At 69.3% G+C, this 15,525-nt stretch carries 15 protein-coding genes; 2 read left to right on the top strand and 13 right to left on the bottom strand.

The features are described from left to right. Window positions 1-16: 16 nt before the first annotated feature. The 4 genes from VT52_RS05410 to VT52_RS05395 form a co-directional block, all read right to left on the bottom strand. Complete coding sequence (locus VT52_RS05410) at window positions 17-388, bottom strand: FKBP-type peptidyl-prolyl cis-trans isomerase (RefSeq protein WP_046424367.1); 372 nt, start codon at window positions 386-388, stop codon at window positions 17-19. An 82-nt stretch (window positions 389-470) separates the two neighbouring features. Then, window positions 471-1,472 (bottom strand): FKBP-type peptidyl-prolyl cis-trans isomerase, encoded by a 1,002-nt coding sequence (locus VT52_RS05405; RefSeq protein WP_046424364.1) that lies wholly within the window; start codon window positions 1,470-1,472, stop codon window positions 471-473. A gap of 161 nt (window positions 1,473-1,633) precedes the next feature. After that, window positions 1,634-2,995, bottom strand: coding sequence for a Pup--protein ligase (gene pafA / locus VT52_RS05400; protein ID WP_046424361.1), 1,362 nt, complete (start codon window positions 2,993-2,995; stop codon window positions 1,634-1,636). 9 nt (window positions 2,996-3,004) lie between these two features. After that, window positions 3,005-4,264 carry an MFS transporter gene (locus VT52_RS05395; RefSeq protein ID WP_046424358.1) on the bottom strand — a complete coding sequence of 420 codons (1,260 nt, stop codon included), beginning with the start codon at window positions 4,262-4,264 and terminating at the stop codon, window positions 3,005-3,007. A gap of 121 nt (window positions 4,265-4,385) precedes the next feature. On the opposite strand from VT52_RS05395, the gene VT52_RS05390 reads away from it, so the two are divergent. Further along, window positions 4,386-5,408, top strand: coding sequence for a LacI family DNA-binding transcriptional regulator (locus VT52_RS05390; RefSeq protein WP_046424355.1), 1,023 nt, complete (start codon window positions 4,386-4,388; stop codon window positions 5,406-5,408). 56 nt (window positions 5,409-5,464) lie between these two features. Here VT52_RS05390 and prcA read toward each other — a convergent pair whose 3' ends face one another. The 6 genes from prcA to arc all read right to left on the bottom strand — a co-directional run bounded on the left by prcA (window position 5,465) and on the right by arc (window position 11,629). After that, window positions 5,465-6,214 carry a proteasome subunit alpha gene (gene prcA / locus VT52_RS05385; RefSeq protein ID WP_046424353.1) on the bottom strand — a complete coding sequence of 250 codons (750 nt, stop codon included), beginning with the start codon at window positions 6,212-6,214 and terminating at the stop codon, window positions 5,465-5,467. Between the two features lie 61 nt (window positions 6,215-6,275). Further along, window positions 6,276-7,121 (bottom strand): proteasome subunit beta, encoded by an 846-nt coding sequence (gene prcB / locus VT52_RS05380; protein ID WP_046424351.1) that lies wholly within the window; start codon window positions 7,119-7,121, stop codon window positions 6,276-6,278. Then, on the bottom strand, window positions 7,073-7,561 hold the full coding sequence (locus VT52_RS05375; protein WP_240509645.1) for an endonuclease VII domain-containing protein: 489 nt from the start codon (window positions 7,559-7,561) through the stop codon (window positions 7,073-7,075). The genes prcB and VT52_RS05375 overlap by 49 nt, the downstream gene beginning before the upstream one ends. A gap of 167 nt (window positions 7,562-7,728) precedes the next feature. Further along, window positions 7,729-7,947: a ubiquitin-like protein Pup gene (locus VT52_RS05370; protein ID WP_037651273.1), complete on the bottom strand. Its 219-nt coding sequence runs from the start codon at window positions 7,945-7,947 to the stop codon at window positions 7,729-7,731. Window positions 7,948-8,118: 171 nt separating this feature from the next. Further along, window positions 8,119-9,630: a depupylase/deamidase Dop gene (gene dop, locus VT52_RS05365; RefSeq protein WP_338059176.1), complete on the bottom strand. Its 1,512-nt coding sequence runs from the start codon at window positions 9,628-9,630 to the stop codon at window positions 8,119-8,121. A 232-nt stretch (window positions 9,631-9,862) separates the two neighbouring features. Further along, on the bottom strand, window positions 9,863-11,629 hold the full coding sequence (gene arc / locus VT52_RS05360) for a proteasome ATPase (RefSeq protein ID WP_046424415.1): 1,767 nt from the start codon (window positions 11,627-11,629) through the stop codon (window positions 9,863-9,865). Window positions 11,630-12,148: 519 nt separating this feature from the next. Between arc and VT52_RS05355 the strand changes: the two genes are divergently transcribed. Then, on the top strand, window positions 12,149-12,451 hold the full coding sequence (locus VT52_RS05355) for a ferredoxin (protein ID WP_046424349.1): 303 nt from the start codon (window positions 12,149-12,151) through the stop codon (window positions 12,449-12,451). Between the two features lie 26 nt (window positions 12,452-12,477). On the opposite strand, the gene VT52_RS05350 is transcribed toward VT52_RS05355, so the two are convergent. From VT52_RS05350 to VT52_RS05340, 3 genes are all read right to left on the bottom strand, one after another. After that, window positions 12,478-13,062: a hypothetical protein gene (locus VT52_RS05350; RefSeq protein ID WP_046424348.1), complete on the bottom strand. Its 585-nt coding sequence runs from the start codon at window positions 13,060-13,062 to the stop codon at window positions 12,478-12,480. A 237-nt stretch (window positions 13,063-13,299) separates the two neighbouring features. Next, window positions 13,300-14,202, bottom strand: coding sequence for a tRNA (adenine-N1)-methyltransferase (locus VT52_RS05345; protein WP_046424346.1), 903 nt, complete (start codon window positions 14,200-14,202; stop codon window positions 13,300-13,302). A gap of 71 nt (window positions 14,203-14,273) precedes the next feature. Then, window positions 14,274-15,525 (bottom strand): site-2 protease family protein (locus VT52_RS05340; RefSeq protein WP_240509644.1); only part of this gene is annotated, 1,252 nt, incomplete at its 5' end.

Genomic DNA, 15,525 nt, shown 5'->3' with positions numbered 1-15,525 from the left:
CCGGCTCGGGTACGGCTCAGACCGCGAGCAGGTCCACCACGAAGATCAGCGTCTCGCCCGGCTTGATCGCCGGGGTCGGGCTCTGGTCGCCGTAGGCGAGGTGGGCCGGAATGGTCAGCCGGCGGCGGCCACCGACCTTCATGCCCTGCACACCGCGGTCCCAGCCCGCGATGACACGGCCGCCACCCAGCGGGAAGCGGAACGGGGTGCCCCGGTTCCAGCTGGCGTCGAACTCCTCACCGGTGCTGAAGGCGACACCGACGTAGTGCACGGTCACGTTCTGACCCGCCTGCGCGACCGGCCCCTCGCCCTCCCAGATGTCCTTGATCTCAAGGTCCTTCGGGGCGTCGCCCTCGGGGAAGTCGATCTCGGGCTTCTCGATGTTCACGTCAAAAGCTCCTGCGTAGGTACGACACGAAACACGGACAGTCTTTCATCCCCGCACCCCCACCGCCCGACACGGACACCACCTACATCGCCGCCAGGACGTCCACCGTGAACACCAGCGTCGCCCCCTTGCCGACCGGGCTGCCGCTCGGCGGGTTGTCGCCGTACGCCAACTGCGGCGGCACCACCACCAGCACCCGGCTGCCCACCTTCTTGCCGACCAGCCCCTGCGCGAGGCCCTTGACCGTGTCCTGCATCTGCGACAGCGAGAACTGGCTCAACCGCCCCGAACCGTACGTCCGCTGGAACGTCTTGCCGCTCTCCCACACGAGCCCCTGGAACTGGCACAGCACCGCCTGATCCGCCTTCAGCCGCGGACCGGCGCCCTCCAGCACATACGTGGAGACCAGCTTGTCCGGCGCGCTCGTGTGCGGCACCTTGACCACCGGAACCGAGCCGTCGGTGACCGTGGAGACCTTCGGCAGCGCCGGATCGTCCTGCGGAACGGCCTTGCCGTGCGCCGAACTCTTCGAGTTGAACGAATCGATCACATCGACGACGAACACCAGCGTGTCCGTCCCCTTGATCCCCGCCTGCGGATTACCCGCCTTGCCGTAACCCCAGGTCGGCGGCACCGCGAGCTCCACCCGGCTGCCCGTCTTCTTCCCGACCAGCCCATACCGCCAGCCGTCGATCAGACTGCCCTGCGCCAACTGCATCACCAGCGGCGCATGCCGGTCGTACGAATTGTCGAACACCTTGCCGGTGTCCCAGATCTGGCCCAGATAGTTCGCCTGGATGAAGTCGTTCTCCGCGACCGCGCGACCCGTGCCCGGGATCGCCGTCCGCACCGCCAGATTCTTCGACGGCGCACCCGTGCCCTTCGCCACGGTCGGCTTCTCACCGAACCGCGTACCCGCCGTGATCGCCGGCAGCGGACCGTCCACGATCTTGGGTGGCGGCACACTCGGCGCCGAGGGCGAAGGAGACGTACCGGCCTGACCCGAACCGGACTTGCCACCACACCCGGCGAGCGTGACCAGTCCAGCGGGAACACTGGCGAGAAGAAGCGAACGTCGGCGCACGGAAGAGCCTCGTAATCGGTCGGTCTTGCGGATGACGTGCGCGCAACTCTACGACCGACACCGACACCGACACCGACGCCGCACGCGAAACGCACGACGCGCGTGTGGCGCCGCGGCACACCGGCACCGCGACGCCACACCCACCAGAACCAGCCGGACGGCTACATTCCGGCGATCAGCTTCTCCACCCGGTCGTCCACCGAACGGAACGGGTCCTTGCACAACACGGTGCGCTGCGCCTGGTCGTTCAGCTTCAGATGCACCCAGTCCACCGTGAAATCCCGGCGCTGCTCCTGCGCCCGCCGGATGAAGTCACCGCGCAACCGCGCCCGAGTCGTCTGCGGCGGAACCGACTTGCCCTCGAAGATCCGCACGTCATTGCAGATCCGCGCCGCCTGACCCTTCTTCTCCAGCAGGTAGTACAACCCGCGCCGGCGGTGGATGTCGTGATACGCGAGGTCTATCTGCGCGACCCGGGGATGCGACATCGTCATGTTGTGCTTGGCCCGGTACCGCTCGATGAGCTTGTACTTCATCACCCAGTCGATCTCGGTCTCGATCCGGTCCAGCTCCTCCGACTCGATCGCGTCCAGGGTGCGGCCCCACAGCTCCAGGACCCGCTCGACCGTCCCCGTACGGATCCCGCGGCGGTCGCAGAAGTCCACCGCCTTGTCGAAGTACTCGCGCTGCACCTCCAGCGCCGACGCCTCCCGGCCACTGGCCAGACGCACCTTGCGCCGCCCCGTGACGTCATGACTGACCTCACGGATCGCCCGGATCGGGTTCTCCAGGGTCAGGTCCCGCATCACCGTGCCCGCCTCGATCATCCGCAGCACCAGGTCGGTCGCCCCGACCTTCAGCAGCATCGTCGTCTCCGACATGTTCGAGTCGCCCACGATGACGTGCAGCCGGCGGTAGCGCTCCGCGTCCGCGTGCGGCTCGTCACGGGTGTTGATGATCGGCCGGGAACGCGTCGTCGCCGACGACACGCCCTCCCAGATGTGCTCGGCACGCTGGCTCACGCAGTACACGGCACCCCGCGGAGTCTGCAGCACCTTGCCCGCGCCGCACAGCAACTGCCGCGTGACCAGGAACGGGATCAGAATGTCCGCGAGCCGGGAGAACTCGCCGTGCCGCGCCACCAGATAGTTCTCATGGCAGCCGTACGAGTTACCCGCCGAATCGGTGTTGTTCTTGAAGAGGTAGACGTCGCCCGCGATTCCCTCCTCGTGCAGGCGTCGTTCCGCGTCCACCAGGAGTCCCTCGAGAATGCGCTCGCCGGCCTTGTCGTGGGTGACCAGTTCGATCACATTGTCACACTCGGGTGTCGCGTATTCCGGATGTGAGCCCACGTCGAGATACAGCCGGGCGCCGTTGCGCAGAAAGACATTGCTGCTGCGGCCCCATGACACGACACGGCGGAAGAGGTACCGCGCCACCTCGTCAGGCGACAGGCGGCGCTGTCCCCTGAACGTGCACGTGACGCCGTACTCGTTCTCCAGCCCGAAAATGCGGCGGTCCATGAGGGAACATTACGCCCGATCCGTTGAGCTGAAACGGGGTTCGACAGCACGATTTGGATCATTTTCCGATGAAGCCGCAACCACCGCGCCCCGCACAGGAGCTGCGAGGACCCGTCCGGTCGCCAGCAACACCAGCAACGACACCGCCCCCGCCGCGCCCGGCACCGCGAAACCCCACACCGTGCCACCGGCCTGCACCACCGGCCCCGCCAGCCCCGTACCCACCGACGCACCCACCGTGAACGTCGTCACCAGCCACGAGAACGCCTCCGTGACCGTACCCCTCGGCGCATGCCGGTCCACCAGGATGAACGCGCACGCGATACACGGCGCCAGGAACACCCCCGACACCACCGACAGCAACACCATCCCCACGGCACCCGGCATCAGCATCAACGGCAGATAACACACCGCCAGAAGCGCCACCAGCACCCGCAGTCGCCCCTCCGGCGCCCCCGCCCACTGCCGCGCCCCGTACACCGAACCACCCACCAGCGCACCCAGCCCCAGCCCCGCCATCAACCAGCCGTACACCGCGTCCCCGCCATGACCGTCCGCGTACGACACCGACGCCACCGTGATCGAACCCAGCGCGATCCCCACGAACAGGAACGCCGCCAGCAGCACCAGCAGCCCCCGCGAACGCAACGCACCCAGCCAGTGCGCCTCCCGCGGCGCCGACCGCCACGCCCGCGACGGCGCCGACACCACCACCGACAGCGCGCCCAGCACCCCCAGCGCGTTCAGCACCAGCAGCGCCGCCCGCGCGTCCCACACCGCCGCGCACACCGTCACCAGCAGCGGCCCCACCGTGAACATGACCTCCTGCGCCACCGCGTCCATCGCGTAGGCCGAGTGCACCTGCTCCTCGCCCCGCAGCACCGACGGCCACAACGCCCGCAGCCCGCCCTCCAGCGGCGGCGCGCACAGCCCCGAGGCCGCCACCGCCGCGTACGCCAGCGGCAGCGGACCGATGCCCGCGAACGCGAACACCGTCATCGACAGCGCCGCCAGCACCGCCGCGGGCAGCTGCACCCGCGGCTGCCCGTACAAATCCACCAGCCGGCCCAGCACCGGCTGCCCCACCGCGTTCGCGACGCCGTACACCGCCGCCAGAGCGCCCGCCAGGCTGTACGTACCGCCCGAGGCCCGCACGAACAGCACCAGCGCGATCGCCGCCGTCGCGTTCGGCAACCGGCCCACCAGCGTGCCCGTCAGCAGCCGCAGCGCATGCCGCGCCCGGAGTATCTCCAGATAACCCGTGGCCATGTCGCGGCGCCTCCCGTGGCTCGCACCGGGCGCCCCGCGCCCCGAGTGTTACGTATAACTTCCGCTCTCATACGTACCATGTGCGCTGTTCAGGCGTCCAGGCGAAGGAGCAGGCCCACCCGTGGCACGCAGCAGCACCCGACCCACCAGCCGCGACGTGGCCCACGCCGCCGGCGTCTCCCAGGCCGCCGTCTCCCTCGTCCTCGGCGACAAATGGCGCGGCCGGGTCTCCGAAGCCACCGCCGAACGCGTCCGCCAGGCCGCCCGCGCCCTCGACTACCGCCCCAACCTCGCCGCCCGCAACCTCCGCCTCGGCCGCACCCGCACCGTCCTCCTCGTCGTCCCCGCCCTCACCACCGAGTTCTTCGCCGGCGTCTACACCGGCGCCGCCCGCGTCGCCGCCCAGCACGGCTTCGGCGTCGTCCTCTACCCCTCCCCCGAAGGCATCGGCCCCGCCCGCGACCCCTTCGCCTCCGCCCAGGCCGCCCTCGACGGCGTCCTCGCCTCCTCCATGGCCGCCGACGCCCTCACCGCCATCCGCGGCGACCGCCTCCCCCTCGTCATGCTCGACAGCGACCCCACCGCCAGCCCCGGCGCCGCCACCGTCAACCTCGACATCGCCGACGGCATCCGCCAGGTCGCCGACCACCTCCTCGGCCTCGGCCACCGACGCATCCTGCACCTGGCCGCCGACGTACCCTCCTGGACCTTCGAGGCCCGCGCCCGCGAACTCACCACCCGCCTCGCCGCCACACCCGGCACCGAACTGAGCACCGCCCGCGCGCCCATCTCCATCGACGGCGCCCGCACCGCCGCCGAAGCCGCCCTCACCACCCCCGGCCCCTGCCCCACCGCCATCGTCTGCGACGACGACAAACTCGCCGCCGGCGCCTACAAGGCCGCCCGCCGCCTCGGCCTGCGCGTCCCCGACGACATCTCCGTCACCGGCCTCGACGACCTCGCCCTCGCCACCGCCCTCGACCCCGAACTCACCACCGTCCACCTCGACGCCGAACTCTTCGGCGAACGCGGCATGCACGCCCTCCTCGCCGTCCTGGAAGGCAACGAGCCCACGAGCGGAGACATCCCCGTCCAGCTCGTCCTACGGGGCTCCACCGCGCCCCCGAGGACCCACCAGGGCTGAACGCGAAATGCCCCGGCCGAAAGGGCCGGGGCACCCGAGGACCGGGAAGCGGCGGACTACTCCGCGCCGTCGGACTCCTCCGAGCCGTCCGACGCCGCGGCCGCCCCGTCCGCCTCCAGCAGGCGCGCCAGCTGACGGCCCACGATCCGCTTGAACTTCCGCTTCTGCGGACGCGTACGGTCCAGCACCGCGACCTCCAGCCGCTCCGCCGGAATCTCCCGCTCACCGCCGTTCGTGTCCCGCGACAGCGCCTGCACCGCCAGCTTCAGCGCCTCGGCCAGACTCATCCCGTCGCGGTGCCGCTGGTCCAGGAAGTTGCTGATCTGCTCCGCGTTGCCACCCACCGCGACCGAACCGTGCTCGTCCACGATGGAACCGTCGTGCGGCAGCCGGTAGATCTGGTCACCCTCCGGGGTCTCCCCCACCTCCGCCACGACCAGCTCCACCTCGTACGGCTTCTCGGCCGCCGAGGAGAAGATGGTGCCCAGCGTCTGGGCGTACACGTTGGCCAGACCGCGGGCCGTCACATCGTCCCGGTCATAGGTGTAGCCACGCAGATCGGCGTACCGGACACCACCGATGCGCAGATTCTCGTACTCGTTGTACTTACCGGCGGCCGCGAAGCCGATCCGGTCGTAGATCTCGCTGAACTTGTGCAGCGCGCGGGACGGGTTCTCGCCGACGAACACGATGCCGTCGGCGTACTGCATGACCACCAGGCTGCGGCCACGCGCGATGCCCTTGCGGGCGTACTCCGCCCGGTCGGCCATCGCCTGCTGAGGTGAGACATAGAACGGCGTCGACACCGGTTATCCGTCCCTTTCTGTCATGGTCACTGTGATCACCTTGTCAAGAACCGGGCCGCGCTCAGAGCAGGGCGGCCTTGGGGCCGTCCGGCTCCTCCAGGCGCCGCTGGAGCACCGACCGGGAGATCTCGGAGGCCTCTTCCCCGGTGAGCCGGCGGAAACCGTCCTCGGTGATCACGGTGATGATCGGGTAGATCCGGCGGGCGACATCGGGACCACCGGTCGCCGAGTCGTCGTCAGCCGCGTCATAGAGGGCCTGGACCACCAGCGTGGTGGCCTGCTCCTCCGTCAGGTCGTCACGGAACAGCTTCTTCATCGCGCCCCGGGCGAAGACCGAGCCCGAACCCGTCGCCGCGAAGTTGTGCTCCTCGGAACGGCCGCCCGTCACGTCGTACGAGAAGATACGGCCCTTGTCCCGGTCCACGTCGTAGCCCGCGAACAGGGGCACCACGGCCAGGCCCTGCATGGCCATGCCGAGGTTGGAACGGATCATCGTCGACAGCCGGTTGGCCTTGCCCTCCAGGGACAGCTGCGCACCCTCGACCTTCTCGAAGTGCTCCAGCTCCAGCTGGAAGAGCTTCACCATCTCCACGGCGAGGCCGGCGGTGCCCGCGATGCCGACCGCGGAGTACTCGTCGGCCGGGAACACCTTCTCGATGTCCCGCTGCGCGATCACATTGCCCATCGTCGCCCGGCGGTCACCGGCGAGCACCACGCCGCCGGGGAAGGTCACCGCCACGATGGTGGTGCCGTGCGGGGCCTCGATCACCCCCTGCGTCGGCGGCAGCTGCCGGTTCCCGGGGAGCATCTCCGGCTGGTGCCCGGCGAGGAAGTCCATGAAGGAGGAGGATCCTGGCGTCAGGAAGGCAGCTGGTAGACGCCCGGTGCCACGAGTATTGGCTTCCACGAGTTTCCTTCCAGATAGGCGGCGGCCCGGCGTACGGCGTCGGGATCGTCTCCCAACTTGCCGATGGCCGAATTGCAGTTGAAGCACAGTACGCCACGGACCTTACCCGTCTTGTGACAGTGATCCACATGCGCGGCCGGAGCCTTCAGGCAGATCACGCACAACCCCCGCTGCGAGGCGACCATCGCGTCGCGCTCGGCTTCGGTGAGACCGTACTTGCGCTTGAGGTAGCTGGTTCGGTTCCGCCCGGCGCGACAGGTGCGGCAGTAGCTCGCCCAACCGTCGGACGAGGACCTGTTCCGCTCCCACTCCGCATGGGGCTTCACCTCCTGGCACTGCGGGCAGCGTTTGTGCCCGGACGGGACCGCCGCTTTTTGCCGGACGGTCTTGCCCATGGCCTCCCGGCGGCGCCGGTAGTGCGCGGCGCCGTACTCCGCCACGCACTCCCGGCAGTACGGCTGAAGACCGTCACGCCGGTTCCTGTCCCGCGCGAAGGCCGCGCGAGGCAGGATCCCGCCCGCACCTCCCGCGTTCCTTGGCGTCCGGCTCCTCACCCACCCGCTCCCCCTGGCATTTTCACTTCGAAGGCGAAGTAGCCGATAAGCCTTTATTCTCCACCTTTTTGCACGAAGGACCTCACAAAGTCCTCGGCGTTCTCCTCCAGTACGTCATCGATTTCGTCCAGGACGGAGTCCACGTCGTCCGACAGCTTCTCCTGTCGCTCCTTGAGGTCCTCGGAGGACTGGGCGTCCTGCGCCTGCTCCTCGACCTCTTCGGTGGACCGTGTGGCCTTCTGCTGGCCGCCGCCGGTGTCCTTGGTCGCCATAACCCTCACCCCGCTCAGTTAGCCTGCCGATCGGTGATGATCAGACCCTACAAGCCGGGTCCGACATCGGCCCCGCAGTTCGTGCAACGTACGGGGGCCATCTCGATGATTCCCGGGCGGCGGGATTCCCACCCGCCGCCACGGACCGCACCGAGTACCCCCCTGCCCCGCTCACCCGCCCGACAGCACCCTGACCAGGTCTTCCGCGGTGCGGCAGCGGTCCAGCAGCTCCTTGACGTGATTTCGCGTTCCGCGTAGCGGTTCCAGGGTTGGGACGCGCTGGAGGGAGTCCCTGCCGGGGAGGTCGAAGATGACCGAGTCCCAGCTGGCCGCGGCGACGTCGTCGGCGTACTGCTCCAGGCAGCGGCCGCGGAAGTACGCCCGGGTGTCCTCCGGAGGCTTGCTGCGCGCCCTGTCGACCTCGGACTCGTCCAGCAGCCGCTTCATGCGGCCGCGGGCCGCCAGGCGGTTGTACAGGCCCTTCTCGGGCCGTACGTCGGCGTACTGGAGGTCGACCAGGTGGAGCCGGGCGGCGTCCCAGTCGAGGCCGTCGCGGCGGCGGTAGCCCTCCATGAGTTCGCGCTTGGCGACCCAGTCCAGTTCGCCGGCGAGGCTCATGGGGTCGTTCTCGAGCCGGGTGAGGGTGTCCTCCCAGCGGCTCAGGACGTCCCTGGTCTGGTCGTCGGCGTCGGCTCCGTGGCGTTCCTCGACGTATTTGCGGGCCAGCTCGTAGTACTCCATCTGGAGCTGTACGGCGGTGAGTGTGCGGCCGCTGCGGAGGGTGACCAGGTGCTTGAGGCCGGGGTCGTGGGAGACCTGGTGGAGGGTGCGGACCGGCTGGTCCACGGCCAGGTCGACCGCGATGAAGCCGTCCTCGATCATGGCGAGGACCAGGGAGGTGGTGCCGAGCTTGAGGTAGGTGGAGATCTCCGAGAGGTTGGCGTCGCCGATGATCACGTGCAGGCGGCGGTACTTCTCGGCGTCCGCGTGGGGCTCGTCGCGGGTGTTGATGATGGGGCGCTTGAGGGTGGTCTCCAGGCCGACCTCGACCTCGAAGTAGTCGGCGCGCTGGCTGAGCTGGAAGCCGTGTTCGTGGCCGTCCTGGCCGATGCCGACACGGCCGGCGCCGGCGAACACCTGGCGGGAGACGAAGAAGGGCGTCAGGTGGCGCACGATGTCCGAGAACGGGGTCTCGCGCCGCATCAGGTAGTTCTCGTGGGTGCCGTAGGAGGCGCCCTTGTTGTCGGTGTTGTTCTTGTAGAGGTGGATGGGCTGGGCACCGGGGAGCTGGGCGGCTCGTTCGGCGGCCTCGGCCATGATGCGTTCGCCGGCCTTGTCCCACAGGACGGCGTCGCGGGGGTTGGTGACCTCGGGGGCGCTGTATTCGGGGTGGGCGTGGTCGACGTAGAGTCGCGCGCCGTTGGTGAGGATCACGTTGGCGAGGCCGATGTCCTCGTCGGTGAGCTGGCTGGCGTCGGCGGCCTCCCGGGCGAGGTCGAAGCCTCGCGCGTCGCGTAGCGGGTTCTCCTCCTCGAAGTCCCAGCGGGCCCGGCGGGCCCGGTGCATCGCCGCCGCGTAGGCGTTGACGATCTGGGACGAGGTGAGCATGGCATTGGCGTTGGGGTGGCCGGGGACGGAGATGCCGTACTCCGTCTCGATGCCCATTACTCGCCGTACGGTCATGCGGCCCTCCTTGCCCGGCGGCGCCCTCGGTGATGGGTGCCGCTCACGTACCGCTGGCGCTCCGGTGCGTGTGCGGTGCCCGTGCCCGCACTGCGCGACTCGGCGGTAGGAAAGAGCCTAGAACGCCTCTGCGCTGGTGGGGAGATCATTTGCGTCATTGCCTGCTCCGGTCGTGGCCGGAATAGCAGTCGGCTGCGGGTACCCGTCGTGGGCACCCGCAGCCGCCCCGCTTTTACAGGTACTGACCGGTGTTTGCCACCGTGTCGATGGAGCGTCCGGTGTCCGCGCCCTGCTTTCCGGTGATGAGGGTGCGGATGTAGACGATCCGTTCGCCCTTCTTTCCGGAGATGCGGGCCCAGTCGTCGGGGTTGGTGGTGTTGGGCAGGTCTTCGTTCTCCTTGAACTCGTCCACGCATGCCTGGAGGAGGTGGGAGACGCGGAGGCCCTTCTGGCTCTTGTCGAGGAAGTCCTTGATCGCCATTTTCTTGGCGCGGCCGACGATGTTCTCGATCATGGCGCCGGAGTTGAAGTCCTTGAAGTAGAGGACTTCCTTGTCTCCGTTGGCGTAGGTGACTTCCAGGAAGCGGTTTTCCTCGGATTCGGCGTACATCTGCTCGACCGCGGTCTGGATCATGGCCTGGACCGTGGCGTTCTTGTCGCCGCTGTGTTCGCCGAGGTCGTCCGTGTGGAGGGGGAGCCGCTCGGTGAGGTACTTGCCGAAGATGTCCTTGGCGGCCTCGGCGTCGGGACGCTCGATCTTGATCTTCACGTCGAGGCGGCCGGGGCGCAGGATGGCGGGGTCGATCATGTCCTCGCGGTTGGACGCGCCGATGACGACCACGTTCTGGAGGCCTTCGACGCCGTCGATCTCGGCGAGGAGCTGGGGGACGATGGTGTTCTCGACGTCGGAGCTGACGCCGGAGCCGCGGGTACGGAAGAGGGATTCCATCTCGTCGAAGAAGACGATGACGGGGGTTCCCTCGCTGGCCTTCTCGCGGGCTCGCTGGAAGACGAGGCGGATCTGGCGTTCGGTTTCGCCGACGTACTTGTTGAGGAGTTCGGGGCCCTTGATGTTGAGGAAGAAGCTCTTGCCGGCGGCCTGGCCGGTGACTTCGGCGACCTTCTTGGCGAGGGAGTTGGCGACGGCCTTGGCGATGAGTGTCTTGCCGCAGCCGGGGGGGCCGTAGAGCAGGACGCCCTTGGGCGGGCGCAGCTCGTGCTCCTTGAAGAGGTCGGGGTAGAGGTAGGGAAGTTCGACGGCGTCGCGGATGGCTTCGATCTGGTTGCCGAGGCCGCCGATGGCTTCGTACCCGATGTCGGGGACTTCTTCGAGGACGAGTTCTTCGACCTCGCTCTTGGGGACGACCTCGTAGACGTATCCGGAGCGGGGCTCGAGCAGGAGGGCGTCGCCGGGCCGGATGGTGACGTCGAGGAGGGGTTCGGCGAGGCGGACCACTCGTTCTTCGTCGGTGTGTCCGAGGACGAGGGCGCGTTCGCCGTCCTCGAGGATCTCCTTGAGGGTGACGATGTCGCCGACGCGCTCGAATTCCATGGCCTCGACCACGTTGAGCGCTTCGTTGAGCATGACTTCCTGGCCGCGCCGCATGTCGTCGAGGTCGACGCTGGGGCTGACGTTCACGCGGAGCTTGCGGCCGCCGGTGAAGATGTCGGCGGTGCCGTCCTCGTTGGCTTGCAGGAAGACTCCGAAGCCGGCCGGTGGCTGGGCGAGCCGGTCGACTTCTTCCTTGAGGGCCACGATCTGGTCGCGGGCCTCGCGGAGGGTGTTGGCCAGTCGTTCGTTCTGGGCGGACACGCCGGCCAGGTTCGTCTGCAGCTCGACGATCCGCTCTTCGAGAATCCTCGTGTGTCGCGGAGAGTCGGCGAGCTTGCGTCGCAGGACGGCGATCTCCTGCTCAAGGTAGGCGATCTGCCCGGCCGGGTCGTCGGACCCGCGTCCCGGGCGGATGCCGCGGTTCATGTCGTCGTCGTGGGCTGCCACGGTCCTCACCTCCTCCAAGGGGAGCTGGACGCTTCCAGACCCTACCTGGGTGGGTGTCGATTGAAACCCCTAGATCACAATGACTGTCAAGGTGTGTCGTCGGTCACCCGGTGCGCACTCCCTCGCACGGAGGGGATACCCACTCAACGTGATGGGGAAGCGGCTTGTTCCTTGGTTGGCGTGGTCGAAACCCTTCGGGGGTGGCCGGAGTTGTCGGCTCCGGGCCGGTTGGGCGGGTTCTCGGGCAGGCCGCAGGGCGCTCGTACGGTCATCACGTAGAGCGACGGTGTGAGCGGGCGGTGTCAGTGTGGGTGTGGCTGGAAGTGTGTGTCCGGGGTCTGATGCGTCCTGTCTCTGGTCGAGCGCTCGTACCCGAGCCGATGTGGAGGGAAACCCGTGGGCGGCCGGAGGCGGGGGGGTTCGGGGGCGGGGGTAGGGTCGGGCGTGTTCGACTGCCGCTGGTGTGGTCCCGGCCGGCGTGTGCCGTGCCGGGGGTGCGGCGTACCGATGTCAGGAGAGGTGACCGTGCAGCAGGAGGCCCCGGCCGGTGAGGCGCTGGAGGTGTGGATCGACCAGGACCTGTGTACCGGCGACGGGATCTGTGTCCAGTACGCCCCGGAGGTGTTCGAGCTGGACATCGACGGTCTGGCCTATGTGAAGGGCGCGGACGACGAGCTGCTCCAGGAGGCGGGGGCGGTGACGCCGGTGCCGTTGCCGTTGCTCACGGATGTGGTGGATTCGGCCAGGGAGTGTCCTGGTGAGTGCATCCATGTGCGCAGGGTTTTGGACAGGGTGGAGGTTTATGGTCCGGACGCGGAGTGAGCCGCGTTTTCCGGACGTCGCGTCGTTCAGACGCTGTGGGCCCCGGCCGGGGTGGTGCGCAGGAAGGTTTTGCCGTTCCAGTGCCATGCGGCCGGGGTTTTCGTGTCCGGGCAGCAGCGGGGTACGGCGTCGGAGGAGTAGCCGAGCAGGGTGGCGCCGACGGTGCCGGTGTGTATCGCGAGGTCGGTGACGGTGAGCCGGTCCTTGGGGTCGACGAGGGTGGCGACGACGCGGGGGGTGTGGCCGTCGGCGGCGCGGGTGAGGATGTAGACGCCGTCGGGTGGGGTGCCCATGGCGCTGTCGCAGTGGACGACGGCGGCGGTTTCGGGCCGGCCGTCGCCGTCGAGGTCGCCGGTGGCCTTTTTGACGACGATGGCCTTCTCGGGTCCGCAGTCGAGCGGGAAGGTGACGCCGGTGGTGCCGGGGGGTGCGACGGGTGTGGCGGGGGCGGGGGCCGCTTTGGTGCCGGTGATGGGCTGGGCGGCGGTGGCCGATCCGGGGTGGACGAGGGAGGAGAGGGCCACTACGCCGGCGACGGCCGTGGCGGTGGCGAGCCAGTGGATGGGGCGGGTGTGGGTGTGGGCGAGCTCCGGAACGGCGGATTGCAGCACGAGGAGTGTCTCCTGTGAGGGCTGTGCCGGGGGGTGTGGCCTGCATGGTGCCACACGTCACAGGGCGTGGGAACGGCGGGGTCGGGATTCCCGGTGGTGGCGGGCCCGCGGAGGGGGCGGTCCGCCGTTGTTCCGGGAGCGTGGTGACCTGTCAACGAGTGGGCGCCGCGGCCGAGTTCCCGGGTCGGTCGGGGAACTGGGCCGCGGCGCCCTGATGTTGTGCCGGGTGCGGGTGCTTCAGCGGGCGCTGCCGCCGTCGGCGTTGGGTCCCGCGTAGTCCTCGCCGTAGGCGCCCTTGGCGGGGCGGCGGCGGCGCATGGGGGGCTCGACGCCGTCGGCGAGACGGCGGGCGGTGAGCAGGAAGCCGGTGTGGCCGATCATGCGGTGGTCGGGGCGGACGGCGAGGCCCTCGATGTGCCAGTTGCGGATCATGGTCTCCCAGGCGGTCGGCTCGTTGAAGCAGCCGATCTCGCGGATGGATTCCACGGTGCGTGCGAGCTGGGTGGTGGTGGCCACGTAGCAGCACAGGATGCCGCCGGGAACGAGTGCCTTGGAGACGGCTTCCAGGCACTCCCAGGGGGCGAGCATGTCGAGGATGACGCGGTCGACGTCGGTGTCGGACAGGTTGTCCTGGAGGTCGCCGACGGTGAGCTGCCAGGCGGGGTGGGGGCCGCCGAAGTAGCGTTCGACGTTCTGCCGGGCGATGTCGGCGAAGTCGTCGCGGCGCTCGTAGGAGTGCAGCATGCCCTGGTCGCCGATGGCTCGCAGCAGGAAGCTGCTGAGGGAGCCGGAGCCGACGCCGGCCTCCACGACGCGGGCGCCGGGGAAGATGTCGGCGAAGGCGAGGATCTGCCCCGCGTCCTTCGGGTAGACGACGGCTGCCCCGCGGGGCATGGACAGGACGTAGTCGGGGAGCAGGGGGCGCAGCGCGAGGTAGGCCACGTTGCCGGTGGTGCGGACAACGCTGCCCTCGGGAGCACCGATCAGTTCGTCGTGCGGGAAGGAACCCTTGTGGGTGTGGAAGTTCTTTCCGGCTTCGAGCGTGAACGTGTAGTGGCGGCCCTTGGGGTCGGTCAGCTGTACCTGGTCCCCGACCTTGAAGGGCCCGCGCCTGCGGGCGGCACCGGTCGGTTCGGACATGTGACCAGACTACCGGGTTCCCGCGGGGTGCTTGACCGGTGGAGGGGGCCGGGAGCGGGGTGGGCCGCCGGTCACCGGCCGGGGCGGGCCATGGCCTTGACGAAGGCGCGTTCCACGTCGGCGGCGGAGAGGACGCCGTAGATCTCGCCGGTGGTCTCGATCACGAGGTATTCGGTGGCGGGGGTGGCGCGCAGGGCGTCGAGGAGTTCCTCGCCGGACAGCTCGGCGGAGACGCGCATGCCGTCGGTGAGGTCCTGGGCGAGGCTGCTGACGGGGACCCAGGGGCGGCGGTGCTCGGGTACGCCGACGATGGCGGACTCGCGGACCAGGGAGAGGGGGTGGCCGTCGGCGTCGACGACGACGAGGGCGCGGGCGCCGGCGGTGTTGGCGCGGCGCAGGGCCTCGGAGAGAGGGGTGCCGGTCTCGACGGGGACGGCGCGGCGGGTGAGGGTGCGGGCGCGTAGTTCGGGGAGGTGTTCGCGGAGCCTGGCCATGCGGAGGCTGTTGCCGGCGCCGGTCCAGATGATCGCGGCGAGGATGGCGGCGAGGAGGGCGTCGGTGACGGTGTTCATGCCGCCGGTGTCCTCGGTGCCGCCGCGGAGGCTGCCGGAGGAGTTGAGCAGGGGCAGTCCGACGAGGACGGCGACGGCGAGGGCGCGGCCGACCCAGGCGGCGGCGACGGTGCCGCTCATGGGTTTGCCGGTGATCTTCCAGACGACGGCGCGGAGCATCCGGCCGCCGTCGAGGGGGAGGCCGGGGAGGAGGTTGAAGGCGGCCACGATGAGGTTGGAGACCATCAGGCCGGCGAGGAGGACGCCGGGGACGGTGCCGGGCTGCACGGGCTTCATGGCGAGGTAGAAGAGTCCGGCGAGGACGAGGGAGAGGAGCGGGCCGACGAAGGCCAGGACGAATTCCCGGCCGGGTGTCTCGGCTTCCTTCTCGATCTCGGAGACGCCGCCGAAGAACTGGAGCTGGATGCGGCGGACGGGGAGTCGGAAGCGGATCGCGGCGACGGTGTGGGCGAGTTCGTGGACGAGTACGGAGGCGTAGAAGGCGACCGCGAAGAACAGCGAGACGAGGTACCGGGCGGCGCCCAGTTCGGGCAGTACGCGGTCGAGCTGTCCGCCGAACACCCAGGTGATCAGGGCGGCGACGAGGAACCAGCTCGGTGCGACGTACACGGGCACCCCGAAGGGCCGTCCCATGAGGATGCCGCCGCCGGGTTCCTTGGGGGGCCTCGGGGGTTCGCCCTTGGCCATGCGGGGGCCGGTGGGGGGTTCGGTGTGGGCGAGGGTGCGGTGGGTCCCGTGGGTGGGGGTGGGG

Source organism: Streptomyces malaysiense, assembly GCF_000980885.2.
GTDB classification, from domain to species: Bacteria; Actinomycetota; Actinomycetes; order Streptomycetales; family Streptomycetaceae; genus Streptomyces; species Streptomyces malaysiense.
The sequence above is the reverse complement of the archived record's forward strand: the minus strand, read 5'-3'. Positions and strand labels throughout refer to the sequence as shown.

Coding starts and splice junctions, on each gene's coding strand:
- VT52_RS05370 (WP_037651273.1), bottom strand. CDS start 7,947: ATGGCGACCAAGGACACCGGCGGCGGCCAGCAGAAGGCCACACGGTCC.
- VT52_RS05345 (WP_046424346.1), bottom strand. CDS start 14,202: ATGTCCGAACCGACCGGTGCCGCCCGCAGGCGCGGGCCCTTCAAGGTC.
- VT52_RS05395 (WP_046424358.1), bottom strand. CDS start 4,264: ATGGCCACGGGTTATCTGGAGATACTCCGGGCGCGGCATGCGCTGCGG.
- pafA (WP_046424361.1), bottom strand. CDS start 2,995: ATGGACCGCCGCATTTTCGGGCTGGAGAACGAGTACGGCGTCACGTGC.
- dop (WP_338059176.1), bottom strand. CDS start 9,630: ATGACCGTACGGCGAGTAATGGGCATCGAGACGGAGTACGGCATCTCC.